This window comes from Vibrio sp. D431a (assembly GCF_030248655.1).
Classification (GTDB): domain Bacteria; phylum Pseudomonadota; class Gammaproteobacteria; order Enterobacterales; family Vibrionaceae; genus Vibrio; species Vibrio alginolyticus.
This window is the reverse complement of record NZ_JAHGAP010000027.1, coordinates 209449-230365: the sequence shown is the minus strand read 5'-3', so window position 1 is coordinate 230365 and position 20917 is coordinate 209449. Positions and strand designations below refer to the sequence as shown.

15 protein-coding genes are annotated in these 20917 nt (G+C 45.7%); 5 read left to right on the top strand and 10 right to left on the bottom strand.

Annotated elements, in window-relative coordinates; genetic code table 11:
* Window positions 1–67: 67 nt before the first annotated feature.
* From KJB35_RS22410 to KJB35_RS22390, 5 genes are all read left to right on the top strand, one after another.
* A complete protein-coding gene (locus KJB35_RS22410; protein WP_005386570.1) occupies window positions 68–406 on the top strand; it encodes a P-II family nitrogen regulator in 339 nt (112 codons plus the stop codon).
* 27 nt (window positions 407–433) lie between these two features.
* Complete coding sequence (locus tag KJB35_RS22405; protein ID WP_149192416.1) at window positions 434–1663, top strand: ammonium transporter; 1230 nt, start codon at window positions 434–436, stop codon at window positions 1661–1663.
* A 152-nt stretch (window positions 1664–1815) separates the two neighbouring features.
* Complete coding sequence (locus KJB35_RS22400; protein ID WP_005386566.1) at window positions 1816–2829, top strand: Fe(3+) ABC transporter substrate-binding protein; 1014 nt, start codon at window positions 1816–1818, stop codon at window positions 2827–2829.
* 99 nt (window positions 2830–2928) lie between these two features.
* Window positions 2929–4554, top strand: a complete 1626-nt coding sequence (locus KJB35_RS22395) for an iron ABC transporter permease (RefSeq protein WP_005386564.1) — start codon at window positions 2929–2931, stop codon at window positions 4552–4554.
* On the top strand, window positions 4554–5585 hold the full coding sequence (locus tag KJB35_RS22390) for an ABC transporter ATP-binding protein (RefSeq protein WP_005380055.1): 1032 nt from the start codon (window positions 4554–4556) through the stop codon (window positions 5583–5585). Before KJB35_RS22395 ends, KJB35_RS22390 begins: the two co-directional genes overlap by 1 nt.
* 157 nt (window positions 5586–5742) lie before the next feature.
* Here the strand turns inward: KJB35_RS22390 and KJB35_RS22385 are convergent, their stop codons facing one another.
* From KJB35_RS22385 to KJB35_RS22340, 10 genes are all read right to left on the bottom strand, one after another.
* Window positions 5743–7155, bottom strand: coding sequence for a phosphoglucomutase/phosphomannomutase family protein (locus KJB35_RS22385; RefSeq protein ID WP_017635906.1), 1413 nt, complete (start codon window positions 7153–7155; stop codon window positions 5743–5745).
* A gap of 125 nt (window positions 7156–7280) precedes the next feature.
* Window positions 7281–9689, bottom strand: coding sequence for a GH36-type glycosyl hydrolase domain-containing protein (locus KJB35_RS22380; protein ID WP_213898799.1), 2409 nt, complete (start codon window positions 9687–9689; stop codon window positions 7281–7283).
* 84 nt (window positions 9690–9773) lie between these two features.
* Window positions 9774–11693, bottom strand: coding sequence for a beta-N-acetylhexosaminidase (locus KJB35_RS22375; RefSeq protein ID WP_104979669.1), 1920 nt, complete (start codon window positions 11691–11693; stop codon window positions 9774–9776).
* Window positions 11694–11701: 8 nt separating this feature from the next.
* Window positions 11702–12592 carry an N-acetylglucosamine kinase gene (locus KJB35_RS22370; protein ID WP_104979667.1) on the bottom strand — a complete coding sequence of 297 codons (891 nt, stop codon included), beginning with the start codon at window positions 12590–12592 and terminating at the stop codon, window positions 11702–11704.
* A gap of 2 nt (window positions 12593–12594) precedes the next feature.
* Window positions 12595–14334 (bottom strand): glycoside hydrolase family 9 protein, encoded by a 1740-nt coding sequence (locus KJB35_RS22365; protein ID WP_017635902.1) that lies wholly within the window; start codon window positions 14332–14334, stop codon window positions 12595–12597.
* Between the two features lie 63 nt (window positions 14335–14397).
* Window positions 14398–15393, bottom strand: a complete 996-nt coding sequence (locus KJB35_RS22360; protein WP_005380041.1) for an ABC transporter ATP-binding protein — start codon at window positions 15391–15393, stop codon at window positions 14398–14400.
* A gap of 47 nt (window positions 15394–15440) precedes the next feature.
* Entirely contained in the window at window positions 15441–16424 is a 984-nt protein-coding gene (locus KJB35_RS22355; protein WP_005380040.1) for an ABC transporter ATP-binding protein, read from the bottom strand.
* Between the two features lie 2 nt (window positions 16425–16426).
* Complete coding sequence (locus KJB35_RS22350; RefSeq protein ID WP_047102642.1) at window positions 16427–17452, bottom strand: ABC transporter permease; 1026 nt, start codon at window positions 17450–17452, stop codon at window positions 16427–16429.
* 2 nt (window positions 17453–17454) lie between these two features.
* Complete coding sequence (locus KJB35_RS22345) at window positions 17455–18441, bottom strand: ABC transporter permease (protein ID WP_005380038.1); 987 nt, start codon at window positions 18439–18441, stop codon at window positions 17455–17457.
* Between the two features lie 170 nt (window positions 18442–18611).
* On the bottom strand, window positions 18612–20294 hold the full coding sequence (locus tag KJB35_RS22340) for an ABC transporter substrate-binding protein (RefSeq protein ID WP_005380037.1): 1683 nt from the start codon (window positions 20292–20294) through the stop codon (window positions 18612–18614).
* Window positions 20295–20917 lie beyond the last annotated feature (623 nt).

The window sequence follows — 20917 nt, the reverse complement described above, 5'->3', positions numbered from 1 at the left end:
TTAAAAACTTGGCACGTAGATTGGATTATAAGAAGTGTTTCAGGATGAAAGCTTCGGAGATAACTCAATGAAAATAATCAATGCCATTATTAAGCCGTTTAAATTAGACGATGTACGAGAAGCATTGGCTGATGTCGGTATCGAAGGGATGACAGTATCAGAAGTTAAAGGGTTCGGTCGTCAAAAAGGTCACACGGAATTGTATCGCGGTGCAGAGTATCAAGTCGATTTTCTACCAAAGGTGAAAATTGAAATCGCGACTCACGCAGACAATGTAGATCGCGTTGTTGAAGCAATTACAAAAGCTGCGCAAACCGGAAAAATCGGCGACGGTAAAATTTTTGTTTACGATCTGAACCAAGCGGTGCGTATCCGAACTGGCGAAATGGACGCAGAAGCACTTTAAGAATTCAAAGGATTGGAGATACTTATTATGGAATTAGCAACAACAGTAACCGACTTACGTTACGCACTTGACACCTTTTTCTTCCTCATTTCCGGTGCGTTGGTAATGTGGATGGCAGCAGGCTTTGCGATGCTAGAGGCTGGCCTTGTGCGCTCTAAAAACACAACAGAAATTCTTACGAAGAACATCTGTTTGTACGCCATCGCATGTACGATGTTTCTGATTGTCGGTTATAACATCATGTATGTCGATAATGGAGAAGGAGGCTGGTTACCTTCATTTGGCACGTTAATTGGTACTCAAGGTGAAGGGGCCGACCACTCTTTAGAGTCTGACTTCTTCTTCCAAGTTGTCTTCGTTGCAACTGCCATGTCCGTCGTTTCTGGTGCGGTAGCTGAGCGCATGAAGCTTTGGTCTTTCTTGATTTTCTCTGCGATTTTAACTGCGTTTATCTATCCAATGGAAGGTTACTGGACATGGGGTGGAGGCTTCCTAGCAGAAGCTGGATTTAGTGACTTTGCGGGTTCTGGTATCGTACATATGGCAGGTGCTTCTGCTGCTCTAGCTGGTGTGTTACTGCTTGGCGCGCGTAAGGGTAAGTACGGTAAAAATGGTGAAATTTATCCGATTCCAGGTTCTAACATGCCTTTGGCAACGTTGGGTACTTTTATCCTTTGGTTTGGCTGGTTTGGATTTAACGGTGGTTCTCAGTTGATGGTTTCAGATTTTGAGAATGCTACAGCGGTAGGTCAGATCTTTCTAAACACTAACGCAGCAGCGGCTGCCGGTGCAATTGCGGCGCTATTCGTTTGTAAAACTACTTGGGGTAAAGCCGATTTAACGATGATTCTCAATGGCGCGCTAGCTGGCTTGGTTGCCATCACTGCAGACCCTCTATCGCCATCACCACTGTACGCGGTTGCGATTGGTGCGGTGTCGGGTGCACTAGTAGTATTCAGTATCATTGCTCTAGATAAACTTAAAATTGACGATCCAGTAGGTGCTATCTCAGTTCATGGTGTGTGTGGTTTCTTCGGCCTAATGGTAGTGCCACTGAGCAACGGTGATGCAACGTTTGGTGCTCAGCTTTTAGGTGCCGTAGTTATCTTTGCTTGGGTATTTGGTGCCAGCCTAGTTGTGTGGGCAATCTTGAAAGCAACCGTCGGGATTCGCGTTACAGAAGATGAAGAAATGGAAGGTATGGACATGCATGATTGTGGTGTTGGTGCTTACCCAGAGTTTGTTACGGTGAAATAATCATTAGCTTGTAATAAATGGTTACACACTTAACACAATAAAACCTGCTCCGATGAGCAGGTTTTTTAATATTCGTCATTGTCTTCTTATTGAACATACATATAATAACGCAACTGATAAACGTTATCATTAGCATGGTAAAGGATTAAACAATGAAAAAACTGCTAACTCTTTCAGCACTAACTTGCGCTACTCTAGCTCCAACAGCAATGGCTGCTGAAGAAGTGAACGTCTACTCTTACCGTCAACCTTTTCTAGTTGAACCTATGTTCAATGAGTTCACTAAAGAAACTGGTATCAAAGTAAACGTAAAATTTGCTAAAAAAGGCTTAGCAGAAAAGCTAGCTCAAGAAGGTGAGTACAGCCCTGCTGACGTTATTCTTACGACAGACATCAGCCGTCTAGCTGAACTGACAAACAAAGGTTTAGTTCAGAAAGTCGATAGCAAAATCATTGAAGAAAACGTACCTGCTCAATACCAAGATAAAGAGAATGAGTGGTTTGCTCTAACTCTACGTTCTCGTAGCGTTTATTCATCACGTGATCGCGTGGGTAAACTAGGCGCAGATTTCAACTACGCAGACTTAGCTAAGCCAGAGTTCAAAGGTAAAATTTGTACTCGTAGCGGTAAGCACCCGTACAACGTTTCTCTAGTTTCAGCAATGATTGCTCACAATGGCGAAGCAGAAACCAAAGAGTGGTTGGAAGGTGTGAAAGCAAACCTTGCTCGCAAACCACAAGGCAACGATCGTGCACAAGTTAAAGCGATCAAAGAAGGCCTATGTGATGTTTCTCTAGGTAACAGCTACTACCTAGGTAAAATGGTTAACGACAAAGAGCAAAAAGCTTGGGCTGATGCAGTTTACATCAACTTCCCTAACCAAGAGACTACAGGCACTCACGTGAATATCTCTGGTATGGCGATGGCGAAGTACTCTCCAAACAAAGACAATGCTGTGAAGCTAATGGAATTCCTAACGGGTGACAAAGCGCAGCAAATGTACGCAGAAGTTAATTACGAGTACCCAGTTAAAGAAGGCGTGAAGCGTTCTGAGCTTGTGGAATCTTGGGGTGACTTTAAAGCAGACAAGCTTTCTCTAGACGATATTGCAGCCAACCACGAAGCGGCAATTAAGCTATTAGACGAAGTGAAATTTGACCTTTAATTCCTTGTGGGGGTATAACAGTACCCCCATTTGATTAAAGGATATGAGATGTATTTGCAACAGCATTTGTATTTCATACAGCCTTGCAGTAATTAGGCGATGAAAGATAAACACTCTTTATGGAAAACCAGTAGTGGGGTAATAACTCTGCTACTGGTTTTGCCGATCTTAGCGATCTTCTACACCGCAATTGGTGAAACGGATGATTTGTTTGCTCATTTAATGGCAACGGTCATGCCGACTTATATTTTTAACACGGTTGCGCTAACTGTTGGCGTAATGGTGCTGTCCTTAATTCTTGGTATTCCAAGCGCTTGGATAATGGCCATGTGTAAACTGCCGACCGAAAAATGGTTGCAGTGGGCATTGGTGCTACCTCTTGCAATGCCAGGTTATATCATTGGTTATATTTTTACTGATTGGTTTGATTTTGCAGGCCCGATTCAGATCTTTTTGCGTGATGTAACCGGATGGGGACCTGGCGAGTATTGGTTCCCTGACATTCGTACGCTGCCTGGTGCGACCTTTGTGTTGGCTTTGGTGTTGTATCCTTACGTGTATTTATTGTGCCGGGCTGCGTTTATGGAGCAAAATGTCTCTTTATTGCAAAGCGCGCGTTTGCTCAAGTGCTCTCCATGGGAAAGCTTTTGGCGCATCTCGATGCCGTTAGTAAGACCCTCTATCGCAGTGGGTTTATCATTGGTTGCAATGGAGACCATCGGTGACTTTGGTACGGTAAGTTACTTCGCGGTGAATACGTTAACCACAGCGGTCTACGATACTTGGTTGGGGTACTCTAATCTTAATGCGGCAGCCAAGATTTCTGCCATGATGCTCGTCATTGTAGTACTGCTTCTTAGTGCCGAACGATACAGCCGCCGTAAACAAAAGCTTTTTCAAAGCCAATTTAACAGTCACGAAGATTTTCGTTACGAGTTGACGGGCTGGAAAAAGTGGACCGCACTAGTTTGGTGCTGGGGCTTGGTTTCGGTCGCGTTTATTTTGCCGCTACTACAGCTGATTGATTATGCGATCACTTATTTTGCGCAGAGTTGGACCTCAGAGTTTCGTGAATACGCATGGAATAGCTTAGTTGTGTCTGTTATTGCTGCGATTATTGGTGTTGCTGTCGCACTGATCGTTAACTTTACCCATCGAGTCAATGGTAAACGAGAAAGCTTGGCATTTATGCGTCTTTCTTCTATGGGCTATGCAGTACCAGGAACGGTACTAGCCATCGGTGTGATGGTCGCTGTGCTGTTTATGGATCATCGTGTCAACGACGTTGCTAAAGCCATGGAGTGGGGAAGACCGGGACTTATTTTTTCTGGCTCCATGTTCGCCCTGGTTTTTGCCATGGTTGTGCGCTTTTCAGCGGTGGCGATTGGTAGTATCGAAAGTAATTTAAATAAAATTTCTCCGTCGTTAGATATGGCATCGCGCACTATGGGTTGTAAGCCCAATGCCATGCTGTGGCGCGTGCACTTTCCGCTGGTTAAGCGCGGTGCACTGATTGCGGCTTTATTAGTGTTTATCGAGTCAATGAAAGAGCTCAATGCGGCTTTGTTACTTCGTCCGTTTAACTTTGAAACACTAGCCACATACGTTTATAACTTCGCCTCGGATGAGCATTTAGAATTGGCCGCTTTGCCAGCGGTCCTGTTGGTTCTTGTTGGGTTGATCCCGCTTGTTGTTGTTAACCGTTCACTGGAGCAAAATCACTGATGAGCTGTGCATTATCAATTAAAAACCTAACGTGCCAATATGATGATCAAACCGTACTCGAATCATTGTCTCTTGAGGTAGAACAAGGGCAGATTGTCTGTTTGCTAGGAGCTAGTGGCTGTGGGAAAACAACACTATTAAAGGCCGTTGCGGGATTATTGCCGTTAACGTCAGGCGAAATGAGTCTAAATTGCGTCACAATTGATGATGGGGAAAACTGGTTGCCGCCAGAACAGCGTAATATAGGGATGATTTTTCAAGATTACGCACTTTTTCCTCACTTGACGGTGGAGCAAAACATTGCCTTTGGCTTAAAGCAGTGCTCGACGAAAGAGAAAAATGCCAAAGTTCAAGAGATGTTAGAACTCGTGCATCTTCAAGGTTATGGCGATCGTTATCCTCATCAATTGTCTGGTGGACAGCAGCAGCGTGTTGCGATTGCTCGCTCATTAGCTTACAGCCCAGACTTACTGTTACTGGATGAACCGTTTTCTAATATTGATACGCAAGTTCGCCATGAGTTGATAAGTGAGATCCGTAAGATTTTTAAGGCCCAAGGTGTGACTGCCATTTTTGTTACGCATAGCCGTGAAGAGGCTTTTGCTTTCGCCGATAAAATGGCAGTGATGAACAATGGAGTCATCGAGCAATATGGCACAGCATCTGAGCTTTACTACCAACCTTCAAGTAAATTTGTCGCTGATTTCTTAGGTGGTGGCAGTTACCTTGCTGCTAAACGAGTTTCGAATTCAGAATATGAAACCCACTTGGGCGTGGTTGAAGCCACGGCTCAACAAGATATTCCAGTACAGGCGGAGTGCTCTTTACTGCTAAGACCGCAGCATGTACAAATTCAATCCGATGAAGATAGTTCGGTAACCGTATTGGAACAGCATTTTATGGGTGATCACTGCCGTTATGTGATTAACGCGAATGGTGACCGTTTGTTAGCTACAGCTTCGCAAGCATTAAATATAGGTGAGTCCGTCGCGGTGAAAATTGAAACGCAAGGCGTCCTGGCATTTGCTTAACGCTCCTGAGTATCTTTGCTATCTCGTTTACGACTTTCCAACATACAATAAAAAAGCCCGGCTGTGGAGCCGGGCAAGTGCTCTTCTCCTGTTGATGAGCGCCTTTTCAGACAGCGTTGACTCTCATCATAGTGCTCGAAGCGGGCACAAGGTTCAGTTATAAAGACAAGAAGTCTTTAAACTGTTGAAGAACACGTTCCGCAGTGTCCTTATCTTGCATCTCTGCAAAAATTCGTAGCAGTGGCTCAGTGCCAGAGAAGCGAGCGATGATCCAACCGCCGTTTTTGAAGTAGACTTTCGCACCATCTTCATAGCTGACTTTTTCGATTTCAAACTCAAACTCAGGCAACTGCTTTTCAACATAAATCTTGTTGAACAGTACGTCTTTTTGCGCTGGTTTGAACTTGCAATCGCCTTCTGCCATGTAGGCATAGCCGTACTTGCCGTAGATTTCATCCAGCAACTCAGACAGCTTCTTGCCGGTTACTGAAATCATTTCTACCAATAGACTTGATGCGAATACGCCGTCTTTACCTTTGATGTGGCCGCGAATGGTTAGGCCGCCAGAGCTTTCCCCGCCAATCAGTGAGTCATCCGCTTCCATTTTGGAGCTGATGTGCTTAAAGCCTACAGGAACCTCAAAGCATTTCTCGCCATGATCTTCGGCGACTTTATCGAGAAGGTGTGTGGTTGCGATGTTACGTACCACGGAGCCTTTCCAGCCTTTGTATTCAAGTAGGTAGTAGTAAAGCAGCAGTAGCACTTCATTTGGATGAATGAAGTTACCTTTTTCGTCGATAATACCAAGACGGTCCGCATCGCCATCAGTACCGATGCCAATATCGTAACCTTGCTCTTTCACTAGGTGCATCAAACGGTAGAGTGTTGCAGCGCTTGGCGAAGGCATTAACCCACCGAAATCTGGGTTTTTGCCATCGTTAATCACATCAACGTCACAGCGGCCGTTGATTAATACGGTTTGCAGTGCGTTTTTCGCGACACCAAACATTGGGTCGATCAAAACACGTAAATTCGCCTTCTTGATCGCTTCGATGTCGATAAAGTCGATGATTGAGTCAACGAATTCGTTCATCGGATTAATGATTTCAATCAGCTTATCTTCAACCGCTTGTTCAAAGTCGACGCTTTTTACATCTTGCGCAGTGAGCGCGTCTATTTGTGATTCGATTTTTTGGGTGATGATTTCATCTGCGTCACGACCGCCTTCAATGAAGACTTTAATGCCGTTGTAATCGGCAGGGTTGTGTGATGCGGTAATACATGCCGAGTATGCGCAGCCCATTTCTTTCGCTTTAAACATTACGATAGGTGTTGGGACAAATTTGTCGATAAAGCTGACCACAATGCCGTTTGCTGCTAGAACTTCAGCGAACCAACGACCTGCTTTATCGGAAAGAAAACGACGGTCATAGCCAATCACAAAACCGCGATCAGCAACCGATTCGTTATTCGTGATGTTTGCAACTGCTTGGGCAACCAAGCGTACGTTATCTTTGGTGAACTCCTCACCGATAAATGCACGCCAACCGCCTGTACCAAATTTGATCATGATTCGATCCTCGATAAGAGCGGCATCCCACCGCGTCTTAAATCTTTGCTAGCGAACCGATGCACTTGTAAAACATAAATGCACCGGATAAATCAAAAGGGGAGAAGGACTCCCCCAAAAGATGATTAACCTAGAGTAACGATAACTTCGTTTACTGAACCTTCCGCTTGAACTGGGACAGAGGCACCATTCACTGCTTCACCGTTCACAGTAATCGACTTAACGCCTTTGCTTACTGAGTTTGGGTTAACTACTTTGATGTTGTACGTTGCACCTAGCCATTGACGAGTCACTTCGAAACCAGGCCAGTTCGTTGGGATACATGGATCGATAGTTAGGCCATCGAAGCCTGTACGCACACCAAGGATAAAGTTGGTAACAGCGAAGTAAGCCCAGCCTGACGTACCTGTTAACCATGGGTGGTTTGCACGACCGTGGTCTTGGTGGTCACGACCCATGATGAACTGTACGTATGAGTAAGGTTCTGCAATACGTTTTTCGATGATGTCGTTCTGGTTGTATGGGTTCAGTGCATCGTAGAACTTCATTGCACGATCACCACGACCCAGTTTCGCTTCAGCTACCCAAGCCCATGGATTTGGATGCGAGAAGATCGCACCGTTCTCTTTTACGCCTTGGTAAACACGAGTTACGAAGCCGATATCATCATTCGGTGTTGCAAAAGATGGTGAGTTTAGGTGGAGGCCGTATTCAGAGAATAGGTTCTCATCGACAGCGTCCATCGCTTTTTCGCCGCGCTCTTGAGATACCGCACCAGAAAGTACCGCAAGTGTGTTTGACTCTAGGTGTACACGACCTTCTTTTTGTTGCGCTGTACCGATCTTTTCGCCGTTTTTCGTTAGACCACGGATATACCAGCCGCCTTCTTCGTCCCAAAGGTGTGTTTCACACGCTTCACGCACGTTTGCTGCCATCTCGGTGTATTTTTCAACGTCGGCTTCCTTACCTAGGTATTTCGCTAGGTCGATGAACTCCTGCAGTGCCCAGAAATGTAGGAACGACACCATTGACGATTCGCCGCCACCTAGGTTCAGACAGTCGTTCCAGTCTGCACGCAGACCTTTACAGATACCGGTTTGACCTACGTATTCAGCCGAGAAGTCTAGCGCGGCTTTCATGTGGTCATAAACCGTTGCATCGCCACCGTCGGCGTAAGGGATCACTTCGTCGAAGAAGCTGTGCTCACCGGTTTCCATCACGTACTTACAGATGGTTGGAACTAGCCATAGGTGATCATCAGAACAAGTGTCTTCGATGCCGTGAATTTTGTCTTCATCAGAAGGTGTTGGAACTACGGTTGGAGATTTAGATGGTTTAACATCAGCTTTTTCTGGATCAAACCAATCTGGATCGAATAGGTGTAGACCGTAGCCCGCTTTTACTTGGCCGCGCAGTAGGTCAACGATACGTTTGCGCGTCATTGCTGGGTTAGCGTGAGGAACTGAGATTGCATCTTGCGCTGTATCGCGGTAACCAAGACCAGTACGGCCTCCCACCTCGATGAATGAAGCAAAGCGAGACCACACCACACAAGTTTCCGCTTGGTATAACGTCCAAGCGTTGATCATGGTATCTAGACCTTCGTTTGGTGATTTCACTTGGAACTTGCCACAGCGCTCATCCCAGTGTGTTTTGATACCCGCAAATGCGTTGTCGACTTCTGCAAGGTCTTGGTACTTAGCACGTAGACGCTCACCGTTGCCTTTACCGATACCTAGAATGTAAGCAAAGCGAACTTCTTCACCCGGCTGAATAGTAAATTGCTTATGCAAAGAGCCACAGTGGTTGTAACACGTTTGTGCTGTATTGAAACACTTACCTTGTTCTACCGCTAACGGGTTTGCTTCGTCACGGTATAGGCCTAGGAAGCTGTCACGTTGGCCGTCGTATGAATCTGGGTCAAATGTTGAAGCTAGGTAGTAGAAGCCTTCGAAATCGTTGGTGTTGTAGTACAGGTCGTACTCGATCACGCCTTCGTTGTAAGCCGTACCTGCCGAGTACAGAGACATCTGATGGTTTTGGTTATCAGATTGAATGTGGCTGAATGAGAACTCAACAAATGAGAATGCACTGATCGTACGTGGTTTGTCAGAGGTGTTTTTAATCACTACATCCCAGATTTCAGCGTCTTCGCCTTTTGGTACGAATAGCGTCTTTTCAGCTTCAATACCGTTGTACTCACACTTAAATTTAGAGTAAGACAAGCCGTGACGAACTTCGTAGTTTGCTTCGTCTAGGCTCTTCGCAACTGGTTGCCAAGAGATTGACCAGTAATCACCTGTCTCATCATCACGCAAGTAAACGTAGTGTCCTGGGCGATCGAATGTCGCATTTGGACGGAATTTAGTAACACGGTTGTATTCTGGAGAGTTGTAGAACGAGTAGCCACCCGCGTTGTGCGAGATAACCGTACAGAACTTCTCAGTACCTAGGTAGTTGGTCCATGGTGCTGGTACGTCAGGGCGAGTGATGACGTATTCGCGATTCTCGTTATCGAAATAGCCGTATTTCATTTGTGTCTTTCCTTTTTACGAAGCTGCATCAGCAGCCAAAATTTAAAAACTCTTCAAGCGTGATGTTTCGACATCAGTTTTGTATTACTTCCACGGTTTACGGTAATTCACTCCCTGCAAATCAAGCAGAGGTAGATGGCCTTTCAAGCGTGATAAATAGTCGGTCCAATCTCGGTGTTGTTTGTCTGTCCAACATGCTTCTGCCATTGCAGTTAAACGAGGGAAGATCATGTAGTCCATGCGAGGTTGGTTATTGATAATTTCGCACCATAATGCTGTTTGAATGCCCCAAATGCGCTTACGTATTGGGTCGTCAGCAGGCACTTCAGCGAGCGGCTCGTAGTTGTAAGCTTTTTCTAGTGGCAGTGGGTTTGCCCAGTCCACGCCCGGTTCTTCAGGTGCGTAGTCTTGGGTCATATCTAGGTAAGTGGTTTGTGCTGGTTGCAGCACCACATCAAAGCCTTGGCGAGCACAGTTCAATGCCGCTTCTTCGCTTAGCCATGAGTAGATCACCGTATCTTTACTGACTTTGTCGCCGTGTTGAGCTTCTTCCCAGCCCAGCATGCGTTTGCCCAATTTACGAAGTTTGTCTTCGGCATAACGCAAGAAGTGTCCTTGCAAATCTTTGTAGTCGCTGTAACCCAGTTGTTCCATTAGTGCTTGGCATGCTGGGCTTTTTGACCATACGCCGTTAGGTACTTCGTCGGCACCAATATGAACGTAAGGCGCAGGAAAAAGCGCAGAGACCTCTTCTAGCACTTTGTCGATAAATTCATAACTCCCCGGCAGAGCAGGGTTAATGACGTTGTCGTTGTAATGCTGAATACTGCGGTATTCGGTGGTATCTTCCGCTTCTACCAATAGGTGTGGTAACGACTTGATGGCGGCTCGGCAATGACCAGGTACATCAATTTCAGGAATGATGGTGATGCCGCGTTGCGATGCAAATTCGATAACGTCTTTGATGTCTTCTTGTGTGTAGAAGCCGCCGTAACGTTCATCAAAGTGCGTGTACTGTGGTTCATTGATCTCATCCAATCCGCGCCAAGCACCAATATCGGTCAGTTGAGGCAGTGATTTGATTTCAATTCGCCAACCCTCATCGTCGGTAAGATGCCAATGGAACGTATTGAACTTGTAATGAGCCAGTTGGTTGATCAAGCGTTTGACTTGCTCAACGGAGTGAAAATGACGAGCACAATCCAGCATCATACCGCGGTAACGAAAACGTGGCCTGTCCTTGATTGAACAGCAAACTACTTCCATTGAGTTAGGTTGATCGCCAACTTTGATTAGTTGTAATAACGTTGCACAAGCATGGGTAAAACCAGACGAAGATCCTGCTTCAATTTTGATTGACTCTTCGGCTACTTTCAGTTTGTAAGCGCCTTCATCCAAGGTTGGGTTGCCTTTGAAGATGATCTGACTGCCATTGTCTGATGCGAACTCAAATTGGTGAATGCGCTTAAGCTCATCAAGTAGCCATTCTTTAGCTGAATTGGCCAGGCTTGAATAAACCGCGACGCCAGCATGATGATCAAAGCTAAAATAGTGATCGCTGACCTCAATATGGTTTGGTTTTGGCAGCAAGGGCTGTGCATGGGTTAAACTTGCAGGAATCTCACTGCGTTCACGGTATGGTGAAGCTAATACGATAGGCGTGACATCCACTTGTGCGCGCTGTGGGTTTCCATCAACGACAAAGTTGATCATCGCTTCGTTAAAGCCATCCGAGTAATAACGGAATGGGTTCGAACCAATACTGAATTCACAGTAATAGTGATGGTTGGCAGCCAGTACCACCCCTTCTGGCTTAAGTGTGCAAAAACTACCAATTTGAGTCAGTTGACCATTTGAAACGCTGTCTGGAAGAATGTAACGATCGAAAGCGAAAGTTAAGCTCCAGATGTTTAGGTCTTGGTCGCTCAAGTTATGAAAGGTGAGGCCAAAGCGGCAGTTTTGTTTCTGCTCAGAAAGGACTACGAGATCAACACGATATTCCATATCTACTCCTACGCCGCACTGAGCGAGTAAAGGTTATGTTCTGGTTTGCCAGCAAACATAATTGCGCCTTCAATCGCGTCAAACTGTGGCTCAACAATCCATTGCTGAACTGGTGGTGAAAGCCAACGTACAATGCGTTCAGCTATGCTGCCCATTAAACAAATACGTGTTGCGCCGCGCTTGTTTAATGCCACGAGAAACATTTCTATATCCGCTGCGGTTTGCTTCAGCATTTCAATGGCCAGTGCATCGCCTTGTTCCGCATGTTGGAAAATAGCCGGAGAAAACTGCCCATAATCACGAGGAAGCGCCTGTTTTGACCACGCCACCACGTTGTCGACCTCATTTTCGAAATGCGTCATAACGTGTTGTGCTAGGGGCGTTTTTTCTCTGATGCCATCTTCAGCTAACAAAACTTGCTGAACTAGGCGTAGCCCCATCGCTGCGCCGCCACCTTGATCCGAAATAGGGAACTCACGACCACCGACAACATGTTGCTCCAATCCGTTAAGGTAGATGCCACAAGAACCGGTTCCCGCAATCATGATTGCGCCATCTTCGCCATTGTGCGCACCAACGCACGCACCGTAAGCATCGGTATTCAGAGTTATACTGGCAAATGGATGAGGAAGAGACATGAAGGCTTGCCAAGATGCTTTGTGCTCTGCGCCAGCAAGGGCTAAGCCGACGTGCATCGACGCGAAATCTTGTTGTGTTAGACCGCCTTGCTCGGTAGCCGAAGTGATGGATTCAAGAATCGAAGCCATTGCTATTTCAGCACCTAGCATGATGTTGGCACTGCCGCTTTTGGCCTCGCCAAGAAAATTACCTTGTGAATCTTTAATCCTGGCTCGACATGACGTGCCGCCACCATCGATACCGACAAAATACATTCCCATGATTATTCTTCCTTCATATTTTTAGAGGTCGCCAACTGAGAAACATGCTGAGCTTGACTCATTATCGCGAGTAAGTACCAAGCGCCATGCGGGATCCATTGTTCGCCCCAGCGCCAGTTTTGTAACACGTCTTCTTTTTGTGCTGGTGGGTTAAATGCAATGTCTTCCTCGTCTTCAAAGCCGCCAGTGATTCCGTTACACACGCCACCTTTTGCGTTGAAGAAACCATATTGAGGGAGGTAATCAGGGTTGTTACGACCATGGCCATCTAGCATGCACATGTCGTATGGGTTTAAGCCTACAACCCAGTTCAATGCATCTTGAGCAAACACAGAAAGTTGTTGCTGTACTTCTTGCGACGCTATATGCGGTTGAGCAAGGTACGCCATGGTCGCGAGTGAGCCCAGTCGAGCATTCTCGCCTTGCCACCAATAGCCGGATTCATTGTTGTGTGCGACAAAAAATGCCTCGCGTTTTGACTCATTTACGCCTTTAACATATTGGCGAGGGTAACCGAATGGGTTGATCACTTTATTCGATATTGTGATCTCAAACTCACACGCTAGGTTGACGATACGTTTTACCGATTCCGCTCGTGCTGAGTCGTCTTCAATTGATAGATATTCGCATAGGGCAATAACTGGTAGACCAGCTTCGGCTGCGTGAAAATATGGACGGCTGCCGTCTTGGTTTGCTGACCAAAAGTGTTGAATCTGCTCGTCGCTCATTTGGCGTGCAACTAAACGTTGCGCCCACAAACGGCTCTCTTCCAAGTAGCGAGTTTCTTTGGTTGCTTTAAACAGTTCTACACAAGCCAGTAGCGCACAGTATTCGTCGATAATGTTTTCTTCCCCATCATTGAGGTACTGCGTATTGTGCTCTTTTAAGTGCCAGTAACCATTTTCGGCAGCGTTGCGGTATTTTTGTTGATCGTATTCACCGTGAACACTTAAACGCGACGCTGCCGCTAGCGCTGCAATGGCGACACCGCCACCTTGTCGAAAGCCTGCTTGATAGTCGTCAAATTTGTGACCAAGTTGAGTTTCGTACGCGCAAATCTCGCGTTGCGCAGTATCTTTGCTCCACTTGTCAAAGACCGTCATGTAGAAAAAGCCTTTTTCGTTTTGCATACGCACAAGAAAGTCTGCACCGAACAGGGCTTCTTCAATCAGACGTGTACGTGTGAAAGCTGCAATGTCTTCGCTTCCTTCAAGCAATGAAACCCCTTTTAGGATGTTCCAAACCACCATTGGGGTTTGTTGAGGATTCAAATAATTCGCGTATGAAAGGTGACTTAAATACTTGCTAACGTCTCCTGATGCGTCGTACCAGCCGCCGTGTACATCAACCTTTTTATTGGAGTTTAGTACTGGAAGTTGTCGATCTTGTTTATCGAAGATCCCGCCGCAACGTTGCGATTTGAAGTAGTGGATCACATCTGACAAAGTTTGATCCAACAGAATGTGTTCGCCAACGATGAAAGAGGAAGAGCGCGTATCTTCTACTTGCAAGAAATAGTCACCTGACGTTGTGAAAGAGGAAAAGTCGATGAGGTAGAAATAGCCCTGATGCCAGTTCGCCACTTTACCTTGTTCTTCAACCGCAAAAGTTGCCACGGTTTGCTCGCTAGTGGCACAAATCAATTGAGCAGTGTAAGAAGACAAGTGTGGTTGTTCGGTCTGGATAATGGCTTTCTTTGGGCCCAGACGTTCATAACCAATGTGGTTAGTCAGTAGCAGCATTCAATGTCTCCGGGAAACGATAAAAACAGGAATGGGTCAGGCTGAACCTGACCCTCGTTATGATTAATCTTCAAATAAGTAACAGCGGACAAAGTGGTTGTCGGACAGTTGAGTGACGCCCGGTAGTCGTTCGCGACATTTGTCGGTAGCGTGTACACAACGTCCAGCAAATGGACAGCCGACAGATTCTGGTGTCCAAAGTGGGATTTCCCCTTTGTTGCCTTTCAGTTTCTCGTGAATAGACTTCGATGGATCTGGAACCGCAGATACCAACAGTTGCGTATATGGGTGTTGAGGATCGTGAATGATTTCTTCAGTATCGCCCCATTCAACCATGTGACCTACGTACATGACCGCGAGATCTTCAGCAATGTAACGCGCTGTTGCGATGTCGTGAGTGATGTAAAGCAGAGACATTTGTTTCTCGAACTTCATCTCTTCCATCAAGTTCAGAACACCGGCACGGATTGATACATCGAGCATCGATGTTGGCTCATCCGCCAATACCACTTCAGCACCAACTGCGATGTTACGAGCTAGGTTTACACGTTGACGCTGACCGCCAGATAGCTGGTGCGGGAACTTTTGCGCCGTTTCTTTTGGTGGAATAAGACCAACTTGTTCAAGTAGGTCGTACACACGCTCTTCCAGTTCTTTCTTGTTGCCCGGTGCTACTTTCTTATGAATCAGCAGCGGGCGCGCAATATGGTGGAAGATATTGTGCGTTGGGTTTAGCGAGCCAAACGGGTCTTGCCACACCATTTGTACACCTTCACGGTAGGTCATTAAATCGTGACGAGAGGTGATGTCTTGGATATCACGACCTTTGTATTCAATGATGCCATCGGTTGGTGCGTACATTTTTGCAATCATTTTTGCAGTAGTAGACTTACCTGAACCAGATTCACCTACCACTGACAAGCCGCGGCTCTTGTACATTTTGAAAGAGACGTCGTTGATTGCGCGCATCTTAGATTGTTTGATTGAGTTACTGTTTAAAGGGAAGTCCTTAACGACATTTTTACCCTCAATCAGCAGTTCGCCGAATTGTTTGCTCATAATTCTCTCCAGTGTAATTTTTGTTCTTAGCTAACGTTTTTTTGTTGTTAAACCTTAGCTTGAGCAATGGTGTCGCCGTACAAATGGCAATTTGAGAGGCGACCTGGTTCAATTTGACGTAATTGGGTTGGTACACGTGTACATGCTTCATGTACGCGATCGCAACGAGCTTGGAAGCGGCAGCCCCGTGGTACTTCTAGCAAGTTCAACGGGTTACCTGGAATACCAGTCAATTTGGTCTTTGGTCCAGTTAGTGGAGGGAAAGAGCTACCCAAACCTTTGGTGTAAGGGTGGTAAGGACTTTCCAGAATTTGCTTAGAAGGCGCGACTTCAATCAACTCACCTGAGTACATGATGCCGATACGATCCGAGAACTCGACCATCAATGACAAGTCATGTGTGATGAACAGAATTGAGAAACCAAACTCTTCTTTAAGCGCGTAAATTTTTTGTAGAATTTCACGTTGAACCACTACATCCAATGCGGTAGTCGGTTCGTCCATGATGATCATTTTTGGGTTCAGAGCCAAAGCGATTGCGATTACTAGACGTTGACGCATACCACCAGAGAACTGGTGCGGGTAATCACTCAATCGGCTAGGGTGGATATCAACGATTTCCAGCAGACCTTCAGCGCGTGTTTTTGCTTGAGCGCGAGTCATATTGGTATGACGCATGATGACGTCACAGAACTGCTCTTCCATGGTTAGAACAGGGTTCAAAGCGTTCATCGCACTCTGGAATACCATCGACATTTCACTCCAGCGGAACGCTTGCATGCGATCATCGCTGTACTGAAGGATATCTTCACCGTTGAAGATAACCTCACCACCTGTGATAAACGCTGGTGGCTTATGAAGGCGCATTAGTGAGAAGGCAACAGTGGATTTGCCACAGCCAGATTCACCAGCCAGACCGAATACTTCACCTGGTGCAATGTCGAAGCTCACGTTGTTACAGGCGCGGACATCGCCCGCGTCTGTGATGTAGTCTACGCATAGGTTACGGATGGAAATTAGTGGTGCAGTCATGATTATTTATCTCCGCTCCATAGTGCATTTTGTGGTGCCAGTTCAGGCTCACGCTCTTTCTTGTCTTTTGCTGCTAGTTTTTTCCAGCGTTTCATGCCTTTGTGAGAACGAAGTTGAGGGTTCGCAATTTCGTCAACGGCAAAGTTCAACAGAGCAAGACCAGTAACCAGTAGTGTTAGGGCAATACAAGGTGCTAGTACTTCCCACCATGCGCCAATCAGCATGGCTGATGAGGTTTGCACGTTGTAAAGCATGATGCCCCAACTGATCGTGTTGGCATCACCCAAACCTAGGAACGAAATGACCGCTTCAGTGTTGATCGCCAACATTACTGAGCCAATGAAGCTCGCACCGACAATTGGGATAAGGTTTGGTAAAATCTCAACGAAGATGATGCGGAATGAAGACTCTCCCAATACTTCGGCAGCTTTAACGAACTCTTTCTCGCGTAGTGCCATAGTTTGAGAGCGGACAACACGTGCACCCCATGCCCAAGAAGTACCAGCGATAATCAAGGCAATGGTGAGTGGGCCTGCTTCACCGATAAAGGCCGCCAACACGAATAGCAATGGATACTGCGGGATTACTAACATGATGTTCATCGCGGCACTCAATACGTCATCCACTTTACCGCCGAAGTAACCTGCCGATATACCAATGACTGTTGCTAAGAAACACACGATGATGCCAGCACCAAAGCCTACACCCAGTGATACTCGTGCACCGTAAGCCACCTGCGACCAGATATCGCGACCCATTCGGCTAGTACCTAATACGTGGTCGGCCTTTTTAGACATAAGCAGTGTACGACGATCGTCTGCTAGGTTTTTAGCGACCCAACCATCAGGGTTGTTTTGTGCCTGTTTTACAACAAAGCTTGGGTATTCGTGTGGGTTACCGGTTCGCTTGTCTGGCGCATGCTTTGTAAGTAAAGGAGCGGCAATCGCAACGAACACGAACAGCGTAACAATGCCAAGACCAATGCGAGCAAATGCGTTACCTAAAATAAGTTTGAATAGTTCTTTCATGATTATTTGCCTCCCGTACGTAGGCGAGGGTCTAGAATCATGTACAGCATGTCAGCCATTAAGTTGAAGCACAGCATGAACATCGTCATGATAATTAACTGACCTTGAAGTACTTGGTAGTCACGAGCGTGAATTGCGTTCAATAGAACAGTACCTAGGCCTGGGTAGTTGAAAATCATCTCGATGATTAATTGACCTCCAATGGCCATACCTAAAGACATAGACAGTGCGGTAACACTTGGAAGTAGTGCGTTACGTGCGGCGTAATTAAAGACGACGCGGTTTTCACTCAGCCCTTTACCTTTAGCCATCGTGATATAGTCTTCGGCGAGAAGGTTGATCATGTTGTTACGCATGTTAACTAGGAAGCCACCAATTTGAACGATGGTTGCACAGAATAGAGGTAATACAGCGTGGTAACCCACGTTCTTGATGAACTCCCAGCTTGTCCAATCAGGAATAGTACCTGGCGTGTAAGCATAGCCAGATGGGAACCATTTCAGGCCAATCGCAAAGGTAAACAGCGCTAACATTGCGATAACCATTTGTGGAATAGCTTGAATGATCAATGTACCAGGCGTTACGAATGCATCGTACTTACTACCGCGCTTCCAGGCGGCAAAAATACCAAGGACAGAAGCGATGGAGAAAGAAAGTACAACCGCAGTACCAGCTAGAAATAGTGACCAGCCAAATGCACTACCTAGTAAAGAATTAACTGAAAGTGGGTAGAACTGGATTGAGGTGCCCAATTCCCAACTTAGAATGTTTTTAATGTACGAGAAGTACTGAATGTAAATTGGCCCATCAACGAAACCGAGCAGTTCTTTCATTGCTGCGATTCGTTCTGGAGTCACCTGTACTGAAGCATTAGCAAACATCATGGTAACTGGGTCACCAGGCATTGCTCGCGGAATAATAAAGTTTAACGTCGCTGCAACTAAGAGCGCGACAAGATAGAACGACAAACGTCTTAAAAAATAACCCATAACTCACACCTTACTCACCCAGATTTTTTCCCTGTTTCTGGTTTCAGGTCGCTCCTAGCGAAATTTAGAGCGAAAAATCCCCTGACGACGAGCGCCACATATTGGTTTCGTTAACAAGGGATTTTTATAGGCGGCACACGGGATGTATGCCGCTTGAAATGAACTTCTACTTATTTAACTGGTTTTAGGTCCAGTACGTGAAGTAGACGCTCTGGGATACCTGCCCAAATGTTTGGACGGCCCTTAGGGTTTTCTTCGTTCCACCAACCAGTGAAGCGAGTTGTGTTGTATTGGTACATGTACGCGCCAGATAGCACAGGAATAGTTACTTGGTCCTGAGCAATGATCTTCTGAATGCCATGAGCGATCTCTAGCTGTTCTTGCTTATCTGCTGTCTTGTAGAAGCTGTTAAGAAGACCGTCTAGCTTATCGTTCTTGTAGAAGTGCATTGCAAAGCGAGGCATGCCGTCACCAGCTTGTAGCTTCGAGTTGTAGCCACTATCCCAGTACAAGTGTGGATCTGCACCGTGGAAGTAGTTGGTGTAAGCAACGTCGTAAGTACCTTCTAGCATAGCTTGGTTGTATACCGAGAAGTCCGGTGTACGAGCACGAGCTTTAATGCCCACTTCTGCTAGTTGCTCAACGGCTAGTTGTACCGTGTTGTTGAAGTCAGTCCAACCGTTTGGTGATTGAATTAGAAGCTCGAAAGACTTGCCAGATGGTGTATCCACAAAGCCATCTTTGTTTACATCTTTGAAGCCAGCTTTAGCTAGAAGCTTTTTCGCACCTTCCGCGTTGTATGTGTTGTAGCCTTTGTACTTGTTGTGCGTCTCTTCATCAGACCAAGCTTCAAATGCGTAGCCAAGGCCAGATGCGAAGTCGTTCACTGTACCGCCGCCGTAGAAAGCGATATCAATGATAGTTTGACGGTCTAGCGCCATAGAGAACGCACGACGGAAGTCAACGTTAGTTAGTGCTTCGTTTTTCGCAGCGTCTGGGTTTTTGAAGTTCACTACAAATGCTTGAGTACCCGCTGGTGGGTACCAGTAGTGGTGATTCGGACTTGCTGCAGCGTACGTACGGTCGATGTCTGGTACGAATGAAGACGTCCAGTCCATTTCGCCGTTAACGATTTTGCCCAAGAATTGGTCGTTGTTCGCGATTTGTGGCACACGCAGACAATCTACATCTAGGTTGTCAGCATCCCAATAATTCGGGTTCTCACACTGGATATATAGCTGCGGTGTGAAAGTGTCGATTTCAGTAAATGGACCACTGCCTACTGGATTTTCGTTTGTGAATGTTGCTGGATCTTTTACTTTGCTCCATACGTGCTTAGGTACGACTGGTACTTTCGCAATTTCGTAAGGAACGTTTGAGTTTGCTTCGCTTAGACGGAATTTAACTTGGTAGTCGTTAACTTTTTCTACGCCAGTCACCCAAGAGTTGATACCAGATTGGTCTAGCTCTGGCTTCTCTTTAACTAGGTTGAAAGAGTAAACAACATCATCAGCGGTAAACGCTTTGCCATCAGACCATTTTACGCCCTTACGGATATCGAAGGTTACGCTCATCAGGTCATCAGCCATGGTAAAGTTTTCTGCTAGACGAAATACAGGCGTGTTACCGTGCATTTCGTTAAAAACAACGAGCGGCTCGTAAATAAAGTCGGTTGTTGTGTGCAGGTTAGTTGCACCCAAGAAAGGGTTAAAGTTACGAACGAAAGTTGTAAACTCTTTAGGGTGGATAGTCAGTTCACTGCGTTCAGCCGCAGTAGCTACCGATGCAAAACCTGTAGTAGCCGTTGCAATAATTGCTGTTGCTAGTGCTGTTTTTTTAATATTGGCAAGCATAGCTGTTCCTTACTATTTGCTTTCATTTCACTAAATGGAATTGAATGTCATCAATTGATAAACACTCTCTAAGACCTACCTCTTGTACATGCCTTACTCATTACAACATTGAGTTTCGCCAAGAGTGGCCTGTAGGCCTTAGGCAGGAGTAAGAAAACACCTTATCCATAAAATAATCAAACTTGATTCCCGTTAAAAACGTTAAAATCTCTGAGCTCTCCGTTATAAACGTTATTTTGGCTAATTTTAACCAGTAGAGGGACAAAAAATAAACGTTGATATGCGTCGCAGTTTATATCCTTGTTAATAATGAGTGTTGGTGATTACTAACCTGGTGATCCATTTAAAATATACGTTTCTTGCTTGGTTTCTAGGTTCGGAGATCTCGCTCACATGCAGAAATGGTGTTAATTAATCAGCTAAAAATTAATCTGCCGTTCTGTTGTGATTAAGTTCGCAATCTCTATCAATAGTTCGTCAAAATCCGCTTGTTATCTGAAAAATGGCCTTTTTTATCGACAGTTTTCTTCCGTTTGTCGTCCTTTTTTTATTGTATGAATGAAGTTTTTTGGTTGCTCGAACTTACCTAATTAAGGCCAGTTAAATGGATAAGATCGTACGTT

Bases quoted from the DNA above. Each gene is read 5' to 3' on its own strand.
- KJB35_RS22410 (WP_005386570.1), top strand. From the start codon at position 68: ATGAAAATAATCAATGCCATTATTAAGCCGTTTAAATTAGACGATGTA.
- KJB35_RS22405 (WP_149192416.1), top strand. From the start codon at position 434: ATGGAATTAGCAACAACAGTAACCGACTTACGTTACGCACTTGACACC.
- KJB35_RS22400 (WP_005386566.1), top strand. From the start codon at position 1,816: ATGAAAAAACTGCTAACTCTTTCAGCACTAACTTGCGCTACTCTAGCT.
- KJB35_RS22395 (WP_005386564.1), top strand. From the start codon at position 2,929: ATGAAAGATAAACACTCTTTATGGAAAACCAGTAGTGGGGTAATAACT.
- KJB35_RS22390 (WP_005380055.1), top strand. From the start codon at position 4,554: ATGAGCTGTGCATTATCAATTAAAAACCTAACGTGCCAATATGATGAT.
- KJB35_RS22385 (WP_017635906.1), bottom strand. From the start codon at position 7,155: ATGATCAAATTTGGTACAGGCGGTTGGCGTGCATTTATCGGTGAGGAG.
- KJB35_RS22380 (WP_213898799.1), bottom strand. From the start codon at position 9,689: ATGAAATACGGCTATTTCGATAACGAGAATCGCGAATACGTCATCACT.
- KJB35_RS22375 (WP_104979669.1), bottom strand. From the start codon at position 11,693: ATGGAATATCGTGTTGATCTCGTAGTCCTTTCTGAGCAGAAACAAAAC.
- KJB35_RS22370 (WP_104979667.1), bottom strand. From the start codon at position 12,592: ATGGGAATGTATTTTGTCGGTATCGATGGTGGCGGCACGTCATGTCGA.
- KJB35_RS22365 (WP_017635902.1), bottom strand. From the start codon at position 14,334: ATGCTGCTACTGACTAACCACATTGGTTATGAACGTCTGGGCCCAAAG.
- KJB35_RS22360 (WP_005380041.1), bottom strand. From the start codon at position 15,393: ATGAGCAAACAATTCGGCGAACTGCTGATTGAGGGTAAAAATGTCGTT.
- KJB35_RS22355 (WP_005380040.1), bottom strand. From the start codon at position 16,424: ATGACTGCACCACTAATTTCCATCCGTAACCTATGCGTAGACTACATC.
- KJB35_RS22350 (WP_047102642.1), bottom strand. From the start codon at position 17,452: ATGAAAGAACTATTCAAACTTATTTTAGGTAACGCATTTGCTCGCATT.
- KJB35_RS22345 (WP_005380038.1), bottom strand. From the start codon at position 18,441: ATGGGTTATTTTTTAAGACGTTTGTCGTTCTATCTTGTCGCGCTCTTA.
- KJB35_RS22340 (WP_005380037.1), bottom strand. From the start codon at position 20,294: ATGCTTGCCAATATTAAAAAAACAGCACTAGCAACAGCAATTATTGCA.